Origin of the sequence: Pseudomonas sp. NPDC088414 (assembly GCF_044753325.1) — a bacterium.
Taxonomy (GTDB): domain Bacteria; phylum Pseudomonadota; class Gammaproteobacteria; order Pseudomonadales; family Pseudomonadaceae; genus Aquipseudomonas.
Genome location: NZ_JBIVMY010000002.1, coordinates 281,090 through 299,239, shown reverse-complemented (window position 1 = coordinate 299,239; position 18,150 = coordinate 281,090). Strand labels below are relative to the sequence as shown.

Genomic DNA, 18,150 nt, shown 5'->3' with positions numbered 1-18,150 from the left:
ACATCAGGTGCGCTGAACAGTCAGGCTCGAAACCGGGGTCTGTCGGGTATGACTGGGAGTCAGGAGCCAAAGTGCCAAATAAGTAGCAAGTGAGGACACTTTATAAATGTTGACGTTTTTGCGCCGACTTCTGCTGACCAGCGCGACCCTCGTCGTCGTGAGCAGCCCAGCTTTCGCCGCCGGTAAGCCATCGCCGGTTCTCTTCACCAGCCTCGCCCACGCCGCGCCGGAACTCAATCCCCAAGCGCTGAAAGGTGCCTTGAGCGCCATGCAATGCGCGGTCAACAATGGCGCGAGACCCTCACGCCATCTGGCGATCATCGATTATTCGCAACCCTCCACCGCCCGCCGGCTGTGGATCTTCGACTTGAGCAGACAGAAACTGGTGCTGCGCGATCTGGTCGCCCATGGTTCGAATTCCGGGGAAAACTTCGCCACCCAGTTTTCCAATCGCGAAGGCAGTTACCAGTCCAGCCTCGGTCTGTTCCGCACCCAGGAAAGCTACAAGGGCACCCACGGTTATTCGCTGCGCATGGACGGTCTGGAGCCGGGCTTCAATGACCTGGCCCGCGACCGCGCCATCGTGATCCACGCCGCCGACTACGTGAATCCGTTGTGGAGCAAGCGTCAGGGCCGCATCGGTCGCAGCCAGGGTTGCCCGGCGGTGCGCCCGCAAGTGGCAAAGCAGGTGATCGACAAACTCAAGGACGGCCAGTTCATGTTCTCCTGGTACCCGGACCAGCGCTGGCTGAAATCCTCGCCGTACCTCAACTGCCAGCCACAGCAGGTGGCGAGTATCTTGAGTACCCACGCCAGCTGAGAATCCTGTAGGAGCTGCGGCACGCTGCGATCTTTTGACGTTGCTTTTCAATGGCAAGATCAAAAGATCGCAGCGTGCCGCAGCTCCTACAGGGATTTGTTTCCGTCAGCAGCGCTCTGGCTGGGCTGGCCGCTGCCACGGGTGATCCGGGTTCGGCTGATGATCAGGGCCATGACCATCAGCGCCGCCGCAACCCCGAACGTGCTGTGCAAGCCGCTGCCGATGACTTCGGCCGGGGCTTGCGTCGGGTCGCCCGTAGCGAAGGCAAACACCGCGCCCATGACCGCCGCGCCGGTGATCAGACCGAGATTGCGCGCCAGCCCGAGCAAGGCCGATACCACGCCGCGCTGATCCTGACTGACCGTCGCCATCAACCCGGTATTGTTCGCCGCCTGGAACAACGCGTAACTGCTGGCAACCACAGCCATCGGCAGCAGATACGCCGGCAGACCGAAACTCATCGGCAACAGCGCCAACAAACTGCAACCACCGGCCAACCCGAGCAACGCGCCCGGCACCACTCGCCGTGCGCCGAAGCGGTCCACCAGACGCCCGGCCGGCACCCCGCCGCATGCCGCCAGCAGCGGGCCGACCGACAACGCCAGACCGACCACGGTGCTGCCCAGTCCCAACCCCCGACTCAGGTAAAACGGCCCGACCACCAGCGTGGTCATCATCACCGTCGTCACCAGCAACGTCAGCGCCAGGCTGCTGCTCAGACGCGCGTCGGCAAACAATGACAGACGAATCAGCGGCGCCCTGGCGTTCATCTCGACCGCGACAAACACGCCTGCGCCGCACAGGCTGACCAGCAACAACATCAGGGTGAATCCATCAACTGTCATCGCCAGCGCGTAGGCCGCCAGCGTCAACACCAGTACCCCGCTGCCGAGATAGTCAAACGCGACCCTCGACTTCGCTGGCCGATCCGCCGGCAGATAGCGATAAACCAGCCACGCATTGAGCAGGCCCAATGGCACGTTGAGGACAAAGATCGACGGCCAGCCGACATGCGCGATCAGCAGGCCACCCAGCGACGGCCCGAGGCTGGTGCCGGTGGCCGACATGGTTGCCAGCAAGCCCATCGCACTGCCCGCCCGCGCCTTGGGTACCGCATCCGCCACCAGCGCCACCGTCAAGGCGAACATGATCGCCGCGCCGAGGCCTTGCACTGCGCGTGCGCCGATCAACCAGCCCAACCCCGGAGCCAGCGCACAGCACAGCGACGCACTGGTAAAAATGCCGATGCCGATCAGCAGCAGGCGCCGCCGCCCGAACACATCGCCCAGGCGCCCGACACTGACAATCAACGTGGTGACCGCCAGCAGGTACGCCAGCACGATCCACTGCACCTGTTGAAACGTCGCATTGAACGCTGTGGCCAACGTCGGTAATCCGGCATTGGCGATGCTGGTGTCCAGCGACGGCATCAACATCGACAGCGCCAGACTGGTCAGCGCCCAGCGGGCTTGAGGGGGCAAGGGGGATCCGGGCATCGGGCGCTCCTGGTGCAAAGGTCAGACGGCATAGCCTGCGTCTCGACAAGGCAAGGCGCAAGACGCATGCTTTGCACTTGATACCTGCATGGAACGCCATGTCATGAGCACACCGGATCTGAACCTGTTGATCACCCTCGACGTGTTGTTGCGCGAAGGCAGCGTCGCCCGCGCCGCGCACATTCTGCGGTTGAGCCCGTCAGCGATGAGCCGCGCCCTGGCCCGTCTGCGCGAAACCACTGGCGATCCGTTGCTGGTGCGCGCCGGCCGAGGTCTGGTGCCGACCCCGCGAGCGCTGGAATTGCGCGAACGGGTCAGCGCTCTGGTGCAGGAAGCCGAGGCGCTGTTGCGCCCCGCCGAAGTGCTCGATCCCGGCCAGTTGCAGCGCACCTTCACCCTGCGCAACACCGACGGTTTTGTCGAAACCTTCGCCGCCGCGCTGCTCGCGCGCATCGCTGAAGAAGCACCCGGCGTGCGCCTGCGCTTTGTGCAGAAAGCCGACAAGGACAGTACGCCGCTACGCGAAGGCCGGGTCGATCTGGAGACCGGCGTGGTCGACGACAGCACCGATCCGACGCTGCACAGCCGCATCCTGTTTGAGGATCACTGGATCGGTGTGGTGCGCGAAGGCCATCCGTTGAGCTCGGGCAAGATCAGCAGCAAACGCTTCGCCGGCGGCCAGCACATTCTGATCTCACGGCGCGGGCGCAGCAGTGGCCCGGTCGACGAAGCGTTGCTCGCCACGGGGCTGACGCGAGATATCGTCACGTCATTCGGCGGCTTTTCGGCGGCGTTGACGCTGGTCCGCGAATCGGACCTGATCGCCACGGTTCCGGAGCGTCACACCAGCAAGCTGCGCATGGGCCTGCACAGCTTCGCCCTGCCCTTCAGGATGCCGCCGATCAGCGTGTCGATGCTCTGGCACCCACGGATGGACGCCGACCCGGCGCACCGCTGGCTGCGCAACTGTGTACGGGAAGTCTGCGTCTAACGCGCATCGCCGCCGGCCGGTTTATAGAACAGGAATTTGCCGACCGCGGCGGTCTTTTTGTACTCCTTGGCCCAGCTCGGATGCACCTTGCGATCATGGAAGTACAGTGCGCCATGGGTGCGATCCGGCAACTGGCGGTTGAGGGCCTTGCCGGCGATGTCCTTGGCCAGGGTGTATTCGGCGTCTTCCTTGACCTGATCGGCCTTGCCATCGCACCACCAGGAGAACTGGCAACTCTTGGTTTCCGAACCCTGCTTGACCACTGCACACACGGTGTCGGGGAAGCCGTCATGGCCGAGGCGGTTCATCACCACGTTGGCCACCGCCTCCATTTCCAGCGTGTCGCGGCCCTTGGCTTCCCAGTAGATACTGCGCGCCAGGCAGGTGATCGGATCGTCCAGCGGCGCAGTGCCCGCCGGGTCCACGGCTTGTACTTCAGTGGGGGTGATCGCTTCGGATTTGGGTGCCGGCGCCGCGCTGACCTTGTCGGCGGCCTTCTCTTCCAGCACCTGGGCTTTTTCTTCGGCCTTGGCCTTGATCGGGGCCTGATCGGTGGCCAGTACCACACCGGCCATCAGGGTTAATGCGAAACAGCCAGCCAACCATTTCAATCCCATGTCAGTTCTTCCGGCAGCGCCCGTTCCGGGCAAGGTGTTTCGTGGGGGAGACGCCCGGTTCCCGGGGCCTTCGGAGAGTGTAGACGGCAAATACCGGCGCAACGTTCCGCAGAAAAAGCCGCTCGATGAAGAAAAAGACATTGCACTGACCGGGGGCCTTTCGCGCATCATGAACGCACTCAGCTCAAGGGAGATTTCCATGCGCTTCATGCCATCCGTCTTGCGTTTTGCCACGCTGTCCGTGGGCCTGGCCGTAGCCGCTTCGGCCATGGCTGCCGACGAGTCGCAACTGATCGAGTCGATCAACGCCTACCGTAGCCAACCGCAGCGTTGCGGCAGCCAGGCGTCCAACGAATTGCCACCACTGTCGGCCGATCCGCGGCTGAGACTGCCGGCCAGCGGTGCGGTCGATCTGCAACAGGCCATGGCCAGCGCCAGCTACCCGATGGTCAACGTGCAGGCGATCACCCTCAACGGCCCACGGGATGCAGCGTCGGCGATGAAGGCAATTCAGGAGAGCTTCTGTCAGGTGGTGCTGGATCCGCAGTTCGTCGATGTCGGTGTCAGCCGCGCCGATCGGGACTGGCGCATTGTGCTGGCGCGACCGTTGCTCTCGGCGAAGCTGGGAGATGCGCAGAGCGAAGGCCAGAAGTTGCTCGAACAACTCAACGCCGCCCGCGCCCAGCCGCGCCAATGCGGCGGCCAGGCCTTTGCCGCTGCCGGGCCACTGGCGTGGAACGCGAGCCTGGGCACGATCGCCCAGGATCACAGCCGCGACATGGCCAACAACAACTACTTCGATCACAAGGACCGCGACGGCCGCACACCCGGTGACCGTGCCGAACTGGCCGGCTACAGCGGGCAACTGGTCGGCGAAAACATCGCCGCCGGGCAAGACACTGTGCGCAAGGTCGTCGACGGCTGGCTCGCCAGTCCCGGCCACTGCGCCAACCTGATGAACCCGCAATACAAGGAACTTGGCGCCGCCTACGCGACCGATCCGAAGAGCAGCGCCGGGATCTACTGGACCGCTATGTTTGGTGCACAGTAATCCGCTAGCGGATGCACCACTCCTGCGACAGCGCCTGCAGGCAACAGGCGCTGGTCAGCCCCCGCTGTTGCGACACACACCCGCCACGCTGTACTTGAGCGTATTGAGCTGCCCTCGCGAATCTTCGTAAGTCATGGCCGTAGGCACCACCGAGCACGCTGGCTGCGGCTTCACCACGCTGACGATTTTCACCACATCCAGCTTCATTCCGTATTCGTATTCGGTCACCACCGGCGCCGCTTTGCCGCGTTCAGCCGCGTATTGCTCCATGGCTTTGGCGTTGGCGCTGAACGCACGCTCGAAGGTACGATCACCGCCGCCCTCGGCCAGTGCATTCACGGACATCGCCATGACGCCAGCGAACACCATCGACTTAAGCATTTTCATCTCCATCTCCTTCCCGTCCAGGCTCAAAAAAAGCCCGGCGTCGATGCGCGATGACGGACTTGTTTCAGGTTCAAGCAGCGTTAAAGATCCTGGATTTTCTGCTCTTTCTTTTCATTGACCACCACCGGGTTGGCAGCGGCTTTTTCCTTGGCCACGAACAGCTCCACGGCGCGCTCATTGGCGCTCATCATCCGGTCGAACGTGCGGTCACCACCGCCTTCGGCCATGGCCAGGGACGACAGCATCAGAGCAGTTGCAAAGGCACTCAGTCGGGCGAATTTCATGGTTGATTCCTCGTTTAAGTAACTGACGGAATCAAGGTAACAAGGCGCACCTTTCGTGACGGTGGCGGGGGAATTACAGATTCGTAATGTGCCAGGCGCGGCAGCTACGCCGAGAGTTTCCGGCCAGAGAAATAACCGTGGCGAGGGAGCTTGCTCCCGCCGGGGCGCGCAGCGGCCCTCGCTCTTCCTTTGAAAAAGCGCGGCCTGCTGCGCAGTCCAGCGCGAGCAAGCTCCCTCGCCACAGGGTTTGAGGTTGTTCTATTGGATAGGTGTGTCGTCCTCATCCCGGCGATGGGCGATCTGGTACAGCGCCGGCAAGATCAGCAACGTCATGTCAGGCCCGAGAAATACCTTGTGGCGAGGGAGCTTGCTCCCGCTGGGGCGCGCAGCGGCCCTCGCTCTTCCTTTGAAAAAGCGCGGCCTGCTGCGCAGTCCAGCGCGAGCAAGCTCCCTCGCCACAGGGTTTGGGGTTGTCTATTGGATAGGTGTGACGTCCTCATCCCGGCGATGGGCGATTTGGTACAGCGCCGGCAAGATCAGCAACGTCATGTCAGGCCCGAGAAATACCTTGTGGCGAGGGAGCTTGCTCCCGCCGGGGCGCGCAGCGGCCCTCGCTCTTCCTATGAAAAAGCGCGGCCTGCTGCGCAGTCCAGCGCGAGCAAGCTCCCTCGCCACAGGGTTTGGGGTTGTTCTATCAGGCAGGTGTCGGGTCCTCATCCCGGCGATGGGCGATCTGGTACAGCGCCGGCAAGATCAGCAACGTCATGTCAGGCCCGAGAATACCTTGTGGCGAGGGAGCTTGCTCCCGCTGGGGCGCGCAGCGGCCCTCGCTCTTCTTGAGAAAAAGCGCGGCCTGCTGCGCAGTCCAGCGGGAGCAAGCTCCCTCGCCACAGGGTTTGGGGTTGTTCTATTGGATAGGTGTGATGTCCTCATCCCGGCGATGGGCGATCTGGTACAGCGCCGGCAAGATCAGCAAGGTGAGAATCGTCGAGGACAGAATCCCGCCGATCACCACCGTCGCCAGCGGCCGCTGCACTTCGGCGCCGGTGCCCGTCGCCAGCGCCATCGGAATAAACCCCAGCGACGCCACCAGCGCGGTCATCAACACCGGTCGCAAGCGGGTCAGTGCACCGACGTTGATCGCCTCCGCCAGTGACCGTCCCTCCTCGCGCAAATTGCGAATGAACGCAATCATCACCAACCCATTGAGCACCGCCACCCCGGACAACGCGATAAACCCCACGCCAGCGGAAATCGACAACGGAATGTCCCGCAGCCACAGCGCCATCACCCCGCCGGTCAAGGCAAACGGAATCCCGGTAAACACCAGCAAGCCGTCCTTCAAATTGTTAAACATCATGAACAGCAACCCGAACACCAGCAGCAACGCCACCGGCACCACGATCTGCAAGCGCTTGGCCGCCGATTGCAGTTGCTCGAACTGCCCGCCCCAACTGGTCCAGTAACCGGCCGGCACCTGCACCTCGCGCTCGATCAGCGCACCCGCCTCGCTGACGAACGAACCGATATCGCGCCCGCGCACGTTGGCGCTGACGATCACCAGACGCTTGCCGTTTTCGCGGCTGACCTGGTTCGGCCCGAGCACCAGATCGAGGCTGGCGACGTCCTTCAGTGCGATAAACCCGATCTGGTTCGCCGCGCCACTCAGCGCCGGCACCGGAATCAGCAACGCCGACAAACCGTCGATATCCTTGCGCATGGCATCGGACAAGCGCACCACCATGTCGAAGCGCCGATCACCCTCGTACAAAGTGCCAGCCTGCCGTCCCCCCACTGCGACGGCGATGGTGTCCTGCACATCGCCAACGTTGAGGCCATAACGCGCCGCCTTGTCGCGATCGATATTGATGGTCAGCACCGGCAGCCCGGTGGTCTGCTCGATCTTCACTTCAGAGGCGCCGTTGACCTTCTGCATTGCCGCCGCGATCTTCGCCGCGGTGGCGTTGAGCACGTCCATGTCATCGCCGAACACCTTCACCGCGACATCGCTGCGCACGCCGGAGATCAGTTCGTTGAAGCGCAACTGAATCGGCTGCGACAGTTCATAGTTGCTGCCCGGCAGCGTCGCGGCAGCGGCTTGCAGCTCGGCCATCAGGGTTTCGCGGGACTTGTTCGGGTCCGGCCATTGATCCTTCGGCTTAAGCATCACGTAGCTGTCGGAGATGTTCGGCGGCATCGGATCGGAGGCGATTTCCGCCGTGCCGGTGCGAGCGAACACCCGTTCAACCTCTGGCACTTTGTTGAGTATCAGGGTCTCCAGACGCTGCTGCATGTCCACCGATTGCGTCAGGCTGGTGCCCGGCACGCGCAGTGCTTGCAGGGCAAAATCACCCTCACTGAGGCTCGGCACAAACTCGCTGCCCATACGGCTGGTGAGCACGCCGCTGAATACGATCACAGCCAACGCCGCGCCTACCGCAACCGTGCGATGGGCCATGACCCAGGCCAGCGCCGGCGCATACACCCGACGTGCGCCGCGCATCACCGCGCCCTCTTCTTCCTTGACCTTGCCGGTGACGAACAGCGCAATCGCCGCCGGGACGAAGGTCACCGACAGCAGCATCGCACCGAGCAAAGCGATGACCACAGTGAACGCCATCGGGTGGAACATTTTCCCTTCAACACCGCTCAACGCGAAGATCGGCAGGTACACCACCATGATGATCAACTGGCCGAAAATCAGCGGTCGCCGCGCCTCTTTCGCCGCGGCGAAGACTTCCTTGAAACGCTCGGCACGGGTCAGCAAGCGGCCGTGGTGCTGCTGCGCGTGAGCCAACCGGCGCAGGGTGTTCTCGACGATCACCACCGCGCCGTCGACGATGATCCCGAAGTCCAGCGCGCCGAGGCTCATCAGGTTGGCGCTGACCTTGTTGCTGAACATGCCGGTGAAGGTGAACAGCATCGACAGCGGAATCACCATCGCCGTGATCAACGCGGCGCGGATGTTGCCGAGGAACAGGAACAGAATCGCGATCACCAGAATCGCGCCTTCGATCAGGTTCTTTTTCACCGTGGCGATGGCTTTGTCGACCAGGTGCGTGCGGTCATACACCGGCACGGCGATCACGCCTGGCGGCAGGGATTTGTTGATCTGTTCGAGCTTGCTGGCGACTGCCTGTGAAACGGTGCGGCTGTTCTCGCCAATCAGCATGAACACCGTGCCGAGCACCACTTCACGACCGTTTTCGGTGGCCGCACCGCTGCGCAGTTCGCGGCCGATTTCCACGCTGGCGACGTTCTTCACCCGGATCGGCGTGCCGTCGACATTGGCCATGACGATGTTGGCGATGTCCTCGGTGCTCGCCACTTGCCCCGGCGCGCGGATCAGCAACTGCTCGCCGCTGCGCTCGATGTAGCCGGCGCCGACGTTGGCGTTGTTGCGCTCCAGCGCGGTGATCAGATCGGTGAGGGTGAGCTTGTACGCGGCAAGGCGTTTCGGATCGGGCGCGATCTGATATTCCTTGGCAAACCCGCCGATGGTATTGATCTCCGCCACCCCCGGTACGTTGCGCAATTGCGGCTTGATGATCCAGTCCTGAATCACCCGCAGATCGGTCGGCGTGTAGGCGCTGCCGTCGTCCTTCAACGCGCCCTCCTTCGCCTCGACCGTCCACAGAAAGATCTCGCCGAGACCGGTGGAGATCGGCCCCATCACCGCTTCCGCGCCTTCGGGCAATTGCTCTTTGGCGATCTGCAGACGCTCGTTGACCAGTTGGCGGGCGAAGAACAGGTCGGTGCCGTCCTTGAAGATCACCGTGACCTGCGACAGCCCGGAGCGCGACAGCGAACGGGTCTGCTCCAGCGCCGGCAAGCCGGCCATCGCGGTTTCAATCGGGAAGGTGATGCGCTGCTCGGTTTCCAGCGGCGAGAACCCGGCGGCGCCGGTGTTGATCTGCACCTGGACATTGGTGATGTCGGGCACGGCGTCGATCGGCAGTTTCTGATAACTGGCGATGCCGAGGCCGGCCATGAGCAGAACGGCGAGCAGCACGATGATGCGCTGCTCAATGGCAAACCGGATCAAGCGTTCGAACATGGGGACCTTCCAGAATTAATGACTGTGCTCGGCCGAGGCTTTGCCCAGCTCCGACTTGAGGACGAAGCTGCCGGCGCTGGCGACTTGCACGCCCGGTTCCAGCCCTTGGGTGACTTCGACGTGGCCGGCGGCGCGGCTGCCCAGCTCCACCGCCTGCGCCTTGAAGCCGTCTTCGGTACGCACGAACACCGTGGGTTTGTCCTCGACGGTCTGGATCGCGGTTTCCGGCACGGCGACTTTGGCCAGGCGGCTCTCAGTGGCGACCCGCGCGGTGACGAACAGCCCCGGGCGCCACGAGCCCTGCGGGTTTTCCAGGGTCACGCGTACGGTCGCGGTGCGGGTTTGTTCGCCGAGCAGGCTGCCGACGTACGCCACGCTGCCGGTCACTTCGGCCTTTAACTCAGGCGCGCTGACAGTCACAGGTTTGCCCACCTGCACCTTGGTCAGATCCTTGGGTGAAACGCCGAACGTGACCCACACGCGAGACAAGTCCGAAAGGGTAAACGCCGCCGTGGTTTCATCGACCACCTCGCCCGGCGTCAGGTGTTTTTCCACCACCACGCCGTCGAACGGTGCGCGCAATTCGTAGCGATTGCCGCCGGTGGCGACCACACTGCCGCTGAGCACGCTGATTTTTTGCCGGGCGTTGTTCATGGCGATTTCCGCCTCTTCCAACGCCTGCCTGGCCTGGAGGAAATCCTGCTCGGCGGAGATCTTGTCCTGCCAGAGTTTTTTCTCGCGCTCGTAGGTGGTGCGCGCCAACGCCAAGCGCCGTTGTGCGGCGGCCTGTTCGCTGCGCTGATCGGAAATCTGCTGACTGGCGATCACCGCCAGCAACTGGCCCTTCTTCACCGCTTGCCCGAGGTTGACCGCCACCGACTCGACCACCCCCGGCACACGCGGTACGACGTGCGCCGTGCGGTCCTCGTCGAAGCGTACTTCGCCGGGGAACGACAGGCCCAGACTGATGCTCTGCGCCCGCGCCTCGGCCAGTTGAATGCCCGCTGCCGCGATCTGCTCGGCGTTCAATTCGATGTGGCCTTCTTCGGCATGTTCGCCTTCGGCGCCAGCGCCCTCCTCGGCGTGATCGGCATGTTCGGAAGCCTCATCGGCATGCGCGTCGAGATTTGAATTGGCCGGCCACATCGAACCGATGCCAATGCCCAGCGCCAGGGTCGCCACCGCGACCACCATCAGTTTTTTATCCATGGAAACTCCTCTGCGCCGTGCTTCGCGCAGTTGTCTGAAAATGAAATTCAAGGGCCGACGCTGAGGTCGCCGAAGATCCGTTCGAGGCGCACGCGGGCGTCGGTCGCCTCGCTGACGGCCTGGATGTATTGGCTGCGCGCGGCGATCAGGGTGCGCTGGGCGTCGAGTACGTCGAGGAAGCCGAACTTGCCCATTTCGAAACCACGGGTGGCGCTGTCCACCGCACTTTGCGCAGCCGGCAGGATGGTTTGGTTGAACGCGTTGACCTCGCCGTTGGCGGTCTGCCATTGCTCGAGGCTGGTCTGGACTTCGGTGCGCAAGCGCAGCTCGGTGGCGTTGCGCAGATCCCGCGCCTGATCGGTGCGACGTGCAGCGGCGAGCACGTTGCCCTGATTGCGGTTGAACAGCGGAATCGGCATCGACAGCCCGACCACGTTGACCCGCTCACGCTCGGTTTCGCTGTACTGGCTGCCGATGCTCACGGTCAGGTCGGGAATGCGCTGGGACTTTTCCAGGCCCAACGAGGCTTCGCGCTGATCGATCTGCAGTTTCGCCAGACGCAGTTCGGCGGTCTGGTTCAGACGCTCGAGCAAACGGCCGGGCGGCGGCAGCGTGGCGAGGTTTGGCGTGGCGGCTTGCACGTTGGTCGAGGTCGGCAACGGTGCGCCCATGACTTGCGCCAGTTGCTGATAGGCGTTGGCCTGATCGCGCTCGGCGCGACTCACCTCCAGGCGCACTTCGGAGAGCTGCACCTGTGCTCGCGTGCCTTCGACCGGCGACGATTTACCGGCCTCGATCCGCCCCTGAGCAACGCGCACACCGTGCTCGGCCAGTTGCAGCGACTGACGCGACAACTGCAAGCGCTGCTGCGCGGTTTGCGCACTGTTGAACGCCTGAATCACATCGGCGCGCAAGGCATTGCGCTTGCGCTCCAGTTCGATGCCGGCGGCGTCCTGCGCACGGCTGGCGACATCGATGCGCGCGCCGCGTTTGCCGCCCAGCTCAATCGGCTGGCTGAGCATCAGCGTGGTGGTGCGGGAGTTGCGCCGGGTGTCTTCGGCCTCCCACGACACCTCGGGATTGGGGATCAGTCCAGCCTGTTGGCGGTCGCCCTCGGCAATGCCGATTTCCCACTGCGCGGCGGCGAGATCGGGGTTGCCGGCGAAGGCACTTTGCAGCGCCTGATCAAGGGTCAGGGTCGAGGCGCTCGCAAGGCTGGTGCACGCCAGCAACAAGAGGCCGCTGGCGGTTTTGTTCAGGCGTGATCGCGCCGTCAGTTCAATTACACCGGGCAATGGGGGACTTCCTTTAATTCAGGATTTTTCGATGCCGCCACGTTAGGGTTTTGAACTTATCGACAAGGTGACTGGAACATTACAAATCCGTTATCCACGGTTCAGCAAAGTTGTTTTGTTCTAGGATGCGAAGTGCAAACGGAGTTATCGAAACACATCGAAACAAAAACACGGTAGTTATCTGCTGAACAGCACTTGTCGGAATCAAACTTACGAGAATCCTGTGTTCCGCGCTGCGGCGGACTGTCGCACAGCCCCGGTTTAAAGCATCGGGTTGTTGACCCTGTAGCCGCTACAACCTTTATCGTCACGGACATCCCCTCACCCCAGCCCTCTCCCGGGGGGAGAGGGAGCCGACCGAAGTGTCTCGCGTTATTTATCGACCTGTTACATCAAGTCGATTATGGATTCAGTAAAGTTTTTTCACGTTGGCGTAGCTCTGAAATATCCCGCATTCAGTCCCCTCTCCCTCGGGGAGAGGGTTAGGGTGAGGGGTTGCCTTAATTAAATATCCATTAAATAAAAGTGGTGATAGATCATGCGAATCCTTGTCGTCGAGGACGAGCTTAAAGCTGCCGAATACTTGCATCAGGGTTTGACCGAAAGTGGTTATATCGTTGACCACGCCGCCACCGGTGCCGATGGATTGCATCTGGCGCAACAGCAGGCCTATGACCTGATCATTCTCGACGTGAACTTGCCGGAACTGGACGGCTGGGGCGTGCTGGAACAACTGCGCCGCACCCACTCGACGCGGGTGATGATGCTCACCGCGCGCGGGCGTCTGGCAGACAAGATCCGTGGGCTGGATCTGGGCGCCGATGACTATCTGGTCAAGCCGTTCGAGTTTCCCGAATTGCTGGCGCGGGTCCGCACCTTGATGCGCCGCAGCGAAAACATTCCAGTGCCGCAGGTGTTGAAAGTCGCTGATCTGGAGCTTGATCCGGGCCGGCATCGGGCGTTTCGTGGCGAGCAGCGCATCGACCTGACCACCAAGGAATTCGCCCTGCTGCATTTGCTGATGCGCCAGTCCGGCGAGGTGCTGACCCGTACGCAGATCATCTCGCTGGTATGGGACATGAATTTCGACTGCGACACCAACGTGGTCGAAGTGTCGATCCGGCGCTTGCGGGCGAAAATCGATGACCCGTTCGACAACAAGCTGATCCACACCCTGCGCGGTGTCGGCTACGTGCTGGAGGCGCGGGAATGAAGCCGGCCAGCCTGTCGATGCGCCTCGGTTTGACCGTGAGTATTCTCGGCGCGCTGTTGGTGGTGTTTCTGGCGATCCTCGCCTATTTCGCCCTGACCCATGAGCTGAATGCGCTGTCGCGCGACAGCCTGGAAAAGAAGATGGCGCAGGTGGAACACAGCCTGTCGCTGTACGTCGACGCCAACGAAGTCAGTGGCAAGCCGCACATTCTGCTCGATCAGGTCATGGGCCACGACAACCTGACGCTGACGATTTATGACCGCTCGAACCTGCGTTCGCCGCTGCTCAAATCCGGCTCAGGGCTGAAGGATCCGCGCGCCGAATTGCGTGCGGTGCGAGGCACTACCGAGCAGTTGGCCTATAGCGACAGCAGCGATGACGAGGGCGCGAAGTTCCTTACCGCGTCGAAATTGATTCGGCTCAAGGACGGCAGCAGCGTGCCGGTGCTGCTGTCGATGGACAACGCGCATGATCAAGCCTTGCTCAGCGCCTATCTGCGTTCGACGCTGATCGCCCTGCCGTTGCTGCTGGTATTCATTGGTCTGACAGCGTGGGGCGCAGTGCAGCGCGGACTGGCGCCGCTGCGCGAGTTTCGCAAAGTGGCGGCGAGGGTCTCGACGCAGGATCTGGAGCATCGGCTGTCGGTGGTGAACATGCCGCAGGAGTTGAGCGAACTGGCGCAGGGCATCAACTTCATGCTGCATCGCCTCGATGCCGGGGTGCAGCAGTTGTCGCAGTTCTCCGATGATCTCGCCCATGAGCTGCGCACGCCGATCAACAACCTGATGGGCAAGGCCCAGGTGACGCTGTCTCGCGAACGCACGAGTGAGGAATACCAGGACGTGCTCGTGTCGTGTACCGAGGAGCTGGAACGCGTGGCGCGGATTGTCTCGGACATGCTGTTTCTCGCGCAGGTCAGTCATCCGTCGGCACTGGCGCCGTTTGAAGCGGTGGCGCTGGAGGCGGAAGCGGCGAAGGTCGCGGAGATGTTTTCGCTGGCGGCGCAGGACAAGCAGATTCATTTGAATGTTGTTGGCAGCGCATCGGTGCTGGGCGATCGGCTGATGATTCAGCGGGCGATTTCGAATCTGCTGTCCAACGCGCTGCGCCATTGCCCGAACGGCAAAACCATCACCTTGCTGATCGAGCAAGGCGCAACGCAGGCGTCACTGCTGGTGAGCAATCCCGGCGCCGGCATCGAGGCGCAGCACCTGCCGCACCTGTTCGACCGCTTCTACCGCGTCGACAGCGCCCGTTCGCGCTCGCAGGGCAGCACCGGGCTGGGGCTGGCGATCGTGCGCTCGATCATGAGCCTGCATCAGGGAGTAGCGGAGGTGAAGAGCTTGCCAGGTGTCATGACCGTATTTCGCCTCGGTTTTCCCGCGGCGACACCCATGGCCCCATCGCTTGCAGGCAAGCTCCCACAGTGAATCGCGGTGTACTCGGGCCTGACGCCATGCTTGATACCAAGCATGAAGCTGGCATTGACCGGTGTCCTGTAGGAGCTGCCGCAGGCTGCGATCTTTTGCCTTAGCCTTTGAAGATCAGAATCAAAAGATCGCAGCCTGCGGCAGCTCCTACAGGGATCGGGGTGTTTTTGAGTTTTTTGGACGACACGCAAACTTGTGGGAGCTGGCTTGCCAGCGATGACGGCGGGTCAGTCACATCCTTATTTTTTTGACACACCGCTATCGCTGGCAAGCCAGCTCCCACAGTGGTTCCAGGCGCACTCTGAATTTGTGGACACCACTGAAACCTGTGGGAGCTTGCCTGCAAGCGATTACGGTAGATCAGGCAACAAAAAAAACGGCACCTTTCGGTGCCGTTCGCTTTTCACATTTCAGCTTTTACTTACGCGCATCCGCCCACGATTTCAGCAGTTCGTTGTAGCTCACGGTCTCGCCCTTCGGCTTCTCGTTGGCCAGTTTCGGTTTCGGTGCGCCCGGTTGGTCGAACCAGTATTGCGCGTCGCGTTCCGGGTTCATTTTCGGGGCGCACACCGCTTGGGCCTTGGAGCGTTCGAGGCGGGTCATGATTGCGTCCTGATCCTTGGCCAGGCCGTCCAGCGCCTGTTGCGGAGTCTTCTCGCCGCTGGCCGCTTCGGCGATGTGGCTCCACCACAGCTGCGCCAGGCGCGGATAGTCCGGCACGTTGGTGCCGGTCGGGGTCCATTGTACGCGGGCCGGGCTGCGGTAAAACTCGACCAGACCACCGAGTTTCGGCGCCAGATCGGTCATCGCCTGCGAGTTGATGTCCGACTCGCGGATCGGTGTCAGGCCGACGATGGTTTTCTTCAGCGACACGGTTTTCGAGGTGACGAACTGCGCGTACAGCCACGCCGCGAGCTTCTGTTTCTCAGGCGTGGATTTCATGAACGTCCACGAACCCACATCCTGATAGCCGAGCTTCATGCCCTCCTCCCAATACGGCCCGCGCGGCGACGGCGCCATGCGCCATTTCGGTGTGCCGTCGGCGTTGACCACCGGCAGGCCCGGTTTGGTCATGTCGGCAGTGAACGCGGTGTACCAGAAGATCTGCTGAGCGATGTTGCCCTGCGACGGCACCGGGCCGGACTCGGAGAAGGTCATGCCCGCCGCTTCCGGTGGCGCGTAGGCCTTGAGCCAATCGACGTATTTCTGCGTGGCGAACACTGCCGCCGGGCCGTTGGTGTCGCCGCCGCGGGTCACGCTGGAACCGACCGGATGGCAGTCCTCGACGCGAATCCCCCACTCGTCCACCGGCAAGCCGTTAGGCAAACCCTTGTCGCCGCCCCCGGCCATGGAGAACCAGGCATCGGTGAAACGCCAGCCGAGCGACGGGTCTTTCTTGCCGTAGTCCATGTGGCCGTAGACGCGCTTGCCGTCGATTTCCTTGACGTCTTCGCTGAAGAATTTGGCGATGTCTTCATAGGCCGACCAGTTCACCGGCACGCCCAATTCGTAGCCGTACTTTTCCTTGAACTTGGCTTTCAGATCGGCGCGTTCGAACCAGTCGGCGCGGAACCAGTACAGGTTGGCGAACTGCTGGTCGGGCAACTGATAAATCTTGCCGTCCGGCGCGGTGGTGAACGAGATGCCAATGAAGTCCTTGATGTCGAGGGTCGGTGAGGTAAAGTTCTTGCCTTCGTTGGCCATCAGGTCGGTGATCGATTCGGTCTTGCCGTAGCGAAAGTGCGTGCCGATCAAGTCCGAGTCGTTGACCCAGCCGTCGTAGATGTTCTTGTCCGACTGCATCACCGTCTGCATTTTTTCCACCACGTCGCCTTCTTGCAGCAGGTCGTGGGTGAGCTTGATCCCGGTGATTTCGGTGAAGGCCTTGGCCAGCACTTTCGACTCGTATTCGTGGGTGGTCAGAGTCTCGGAAACCACTTTGATTTCCATGCCACGAAACGGCTCGGCGGCCTTGATGAACCACTTCAGTTCTTCGAGTTGCTGATCGGCCGTCAGGGTCGACGGCTTGAACTCGCTGCCGATCCATTTTTTCGCCGCGTCTTCGTAGGCATCGGCCCAGGCAGATGCGCTCAAACCGCTGAGTGCCAGCATGGCTGCCAATGAAATGCTATGTCGCAGCTTATTGTTTTTGTCGAACATAGAGACCTCCAGTTTGAGTTACGGAGCACGATTGCCGAGCGACTCGACTAGCCCCAGCGCATCACAACCAACAGCCACACCAGAGACAGCGCGGACGCTACCCAGATGCTCCAGTCGGTGACGCCGATTACCAGCAGATGCAGGTAGGCGCTGCCGAGAAGACCGATGAACAAGCGATCGCCACGGGTGGTGGCAATCGGCAGAAAACCGCGCCGCAGGATGCTCGGCGAGCGCAATTCCCAGGTGGTCATGCCCACCAGCAACAGGCCGATGGCGATAAAGAACCCCGCCGTGGGGGTGGTCCAGCTCATCCATTCCATCATGCGTTCCTCAGACCCGACCCAGAGCAAAGCCCTTGGCCACGTGGTTGCGAACAAACCAGATCACCAGCATGCCCGGCAGGATCGTCAACACCCCCGCCGCCGCCAGCACGCCCCAGTCGATGCCCGAAGCGGAAACCGTGCGCGTCATCACCGCGGCAATCGGCTTGGCGTTGACCGAGGTCAGCGTGCGCGCCAGCAGCAGTTCGACCCAGGAAAACATGAAGCAGAAGAACGCCGTGACGCCGATGCCGGAGCCGATCAGCGGGATGAAAATCTTCACGAAGAACTTGGGAAAGCTGTAGCCGTCGATGTAGGCGGTTTCGTCGATTTCCTTGGGCACGCCGGACATGAAGCCTTCAAGAATCCACACCGCCAGCGGCACGTTGAACAGGCAGTGCGCCAGCGCCACGGCGATGTGCGTGTCGAACAGCCCGATCGACGAATAGAGCTGGAAGAACGGCAACAGAAACACCGCCGGCGGCGCCATGCGGTTGGTCAGCAGCCAGAAGAACAGATGCTTGTCGCCGAGGAAGCGATAGCGCGAAAACGCGTACGCCGCCGGCAGCGCCACACTCAGCGAGATCACCGTGTTCAGGCTGACGTAATACAGCGAATTGAGATAACCGGTGTACCAGCTCGGGTCGGTGAAAATCACCTTGTAGTTGTGCCAGGTGAAGTCCTGCGGAAACAGGGTCAGTCCGCCGAGGATTTCGGTGTTGCTCTTGAACGACATGTTCAACAGCCAGTAGATCGGCACCAGCAGGAACAGGATGTACACCAGCAATGGGATAAGCTTTCTTTTGCTCATGGCCGGGCC

The 18,150-nt window shown here is 62.0% G+C and carries 15 protein-coding genes; 5 read left to right on the top strand and 10 right to left on the bottom strand.

Annotated features, from left to right (window positions below):
* The first annotated feature begins 106 nt into the window (after positions 1-106).
* The gene (locus ACIP8I_RS04165) at positions 107-820 is read left to right on the top strand and encodes a murein L,D-transpeptidase catalytic domain family protein (RefSeq protein WP_400758897.1); all 714 of its coding nucleotides are present in this window, start codon (positions 107-109) and stop codon (positions 818-820) included.
* An 86-nt stretch (positions 821-906) separates the two neighbouring features.
* Here the strand turns inward: ACIP8I_RS04165 and ACIP8I_RS04160 are convergent, their stop codons facing one another.
* A complete protein-coding gene (locus tag ACIP8I_RS04160) occupies positions 907-2,316 on the bottom strand; it encodes an MFS transporter (RefSeq protein WP_400758895.1) in 1,410 nt (469 codons plus the stop codon).
* A gap of 103 nt (positions 2,317-2,419) precedes the next feature.
* On the opposite strand from ACIP8I_RS04160, the gene ACIP8I_RS04155 reads away from it, so the two are divergent.
* Complete coding sequence (locus ACIP8I_RS04155) at positions 2,420-3,307, top strand: LysR family transcriptional regulator (protein WP_400758893.1); 888 nt, start codon at positions 2,420-2,422, stop codon at positions 3,305-3,307.
* On the opposite strand, the gene ACIP8I_RS04150 is transcribed toward ACIP8I_RS04155, so the two are convergent.
* Entirely contained in the window at positions 3,304-3,924 is a 621-nt protein-coding gene (locus ACIP8I_RS04150; protein ID WP_400758891.1) for a cell wall hydrolase, read from the bottom strand. The two genes, ACIP8I_RS04155 and ACIP8I_RS04150, sit on opposite strands and share 4 nt — an antisense overlap.
* A 199-nt stretch (positions 3,925-4,123) precedes the next feature.
* On the opposite strand from ACIP8I_RS04150, the gene ACIP8I_RS04145 reads away from it, so the two are divergent.
* Positions 4,124-4,975, top strand: coding sequence for a CAP domain-containing protein (locus tag ACIP8I_RS04145; protein ID WP_400758888.1), 852 nt, complete (start codon positions 4,124-4,126; stop codon positions 4,973-4,975).
* Positions 4,976-5,029: 54 nt separating this feature from the next.
* Here ACIP8I_RS04145 and ACIP8I_RS04140 read toward each other — a convergent pair whose 3' ends face one another.
* The 5 genes from ACIP8I_RS04140 to ACIP8I_RS04120 all read right to left on the bottom strand — a co-directional run bounded on the left by ACIP8I_RS04140 (position 5,030) and on the right by ACIP8I_RS04120 (position 12,207).
* Entirely contained in the window at positions 5,030-5,362 is a 333-nt protein-coding gene (locus ACIP8I_RS04140; RefSeq protein WP_400758885.1) for a DUF2790 domain-containing protein, read from the bottom strand.
* Positions 5,363-5,442: 80 nt separating this feature from the next.
* On the bottom strand, positions 5,443-5,646 hold the full coding sequence (locus tag ACIP8I_RS04135) for a co-regulatory protein PtrA N-terminal domain-containing protein (RefSeq protein WP_400758883.1): 204 nt from the start codon (positions 5,644-5,646) through the stop codon (positions 5,443-5,445).
* A 907-nt stretch (positions 5,647-6,553) separates the two neighbouring features.
* Complete coding sequence (locus ACIP8I_RS04130) at positions 6,554-9,703, bottom strand: CusA/CzcA family heavy metal efflux RND transporter (RefSeq protein ID WP_400758881.1); 3,150 nt, start codon at positions 9,701-9,703, stop codon at positions 6,554-6,556.
* A 15-nt stretch (positions 9,704-9,718) separates the two neighbouring features.
* Entirely contained in the window at positions 9,719-10,912 is a 1,194-nt protein-coding gene (locus ACIP8I_RS04125; RefSeq protein ID WP_400758880.1) for an efflux RND transporter periplasmic adaptor subunit, read from the bottom strand.
* 47 nt (positions 10,913-10,959) lie between these two features.
* Entirely contained in the window at positions 10,960-12,207 is a 1,248-nt protein-coding gene (locus ACIP8I_RS04120) for a TolC family protein (protein WP_400758878.1), read from the bottom strand.
* A gap of 538 nt (positions 12,208-12,745) precedes the next feature.
* On the opposite strand from ACIP8I_RS04120, the gene ACIP8I_RS04115 reads away from it, so the two are divergent.
* Entirely contained in the window at positions 12,746-13,420 is a 675-nt protein-coding gene (locus ACIP8I_RS04115; protein ID WP_003223767.1) for a heavy metal response regulator transcription factor, read from the top strand.
* Positions 13,417-14,850 carry a heavy metal sensor histidine kinase gene (locus ACIP8I_RS04110; RefSeq protein ID WP_400758875.1) on the top strand — a complete coding sequence of 478 codons (1,434 nt, stop codon included), beginning with the start codon at positions 13,417-13,419 and terminating at the stop codon, positions 14,848-14,850. Before ACIP8I_RS04115 ends, ACIP8I_RS04110 begins: the two co-directional genes overlap by 4 nt.
* Positions 14,851-15,267: 417 nt before the next feature.
* On the opposite strand, the gene ACIP8I_RS04105 is transcribed toward ACIP8I_RS04110, so the two are convergent.
* From ACIP8I_RS04105 to ACIP8I_RS04095, 3 genes are read right to left on the bottom strand one after another with little or no spacing between them, the layout of a single operon-like run.
* On the bottom strand, positions 15,268-17,010 hold the full coding sequence (locus ACIP8I_RS04105) for an ABC transporter substrate-binding protein (protein WP_025108977.1): 1,743 nt from the start codon (positions 17,008-17,010) through the stop codon (positions 15,268-15,270).
* A gap of 47 nt (positions 17,011-17,057) precedes the next feature.
* Complete coding sequence (locus ACIP8I_RS04100; RefSeq protein WP_027614647.1) at positions 17,058-17,330, bottom strand: DUF2160 domain-containing protein; 273 nt, start codon at positions 17,328-17,330, stop codon at positions 17,058-17,060.
* A gap of 10 nt (positions 17,331-17,340) precedes the next feature.
* A complete protein-coding gene (locus ACIP8I_RS04095; protein ID WP_027614646.1) occupies positions 17,341-18,141 on the bottom strand; it encodes a carbohydrate ABC transporter permease in 801 nt (266 codons plus the stop codon).
* Positions 18,142-18,150: the final 9 nt, after the last annotated feature.

Coding starts and splice junctions, on each gene's coding strand:
- ACIP8I_RS04165 (WP_400758897.1), top strand. CDS start 107: ATGTTGACGTTTTTGCGCCGACTTCTGCTGACCAGCGCGACCCTCGTC.
- ACIP8I_RS04160 (WP_400758895.1), bottom strand. CDS start 2,316: ATGCCCGGATCCCCCTTGCCCCCTCAAGCCCGCTGGGCGCTGACCAGT.
- ACIP8I_RS04155 (WP_400758893.1), top strand. CDS start 2,420: ATGAGCACACCGGATCTGAACCTGTTGATCACCCTCGACGTGTTGTTG.
- ACIP8I_RS04150 (WP_400758891.1), bottom strand. CDS start 3,924: ATGGGATTGAAATGGTTGGCTGGCTGTTTCGCATTAACCCTGATGGCC.
- ACIP8I_RS04145 (WP_400758888.1), top strand. CDS start 4,124: ATGCGCTTCATGCCATCCGTCTTGCGTTTTGCCACGCTGTCCGTGGGC.
- ACIP8I_RS04140 (WP_400758885.1), bottom strand. CDS start 5,362: ATGAAAATGCTTAAGTCGATGGTGTTCGCTGGCGTCATGGCGATGTCC.
- ACIP8I_RS04135 (WP_400758883.1), bottom strand. CDS start 5,646: ATGAAATTCGCCCGACTGAGTGCCTTTGCAACTGCTCTGATGCTGTCG.
- ACIP8I_RS04130 (WP_400758881.1), bottom strand. CDS start 9,703: ATGTTCGAACGCTTGATCCGGTTTGCCATTGAGCAGCGCATCATCGTG.
- ACIP8I_RS04125 (WP_400758880.1), bottom strand. CDS start 10,912: ATGGATAAAAAACTGATGGTGGTCGCGGTGGCGACCCTGGCGCTGGGC.
- ACIP8I_RS04115 (WP_003223767.1), top strand. CDS start 12,746: ATGCGAATCCTTGTCGTCGAGGACGAGCTTAAAGCTGCCGAATACTTG.
- ACIP8I_RS04110 (WP_400758875.1), top strand. CDS start 13,417: ATGAAGCCGGCCAGCCTGTCGATGCGCCTCGGTTTGACCGTGAGTATT.
- ACIP8I_RS04105 (WP_025108977.1), bottom strand. CDS start 17,010: ATGTTCGACAAAAACAATAAGCTGCGACATAGCATTTCATTGGCAGCC.
- ACIP8I_RS04100 (WP_027614647.1), bottom strand. CDS start 17,330: ATGGAATGGATGAGCTGGACCACCCCCACGGCGGGGTTCTTTATCGCC.
- ACIP8I_RS04095 (WP_027614646.1), bottom strand. CDS start 18,141: ATGAGCAAAAGAAAGCTTATCCCATTGCTGGTGTACATCCTGTTCCTG.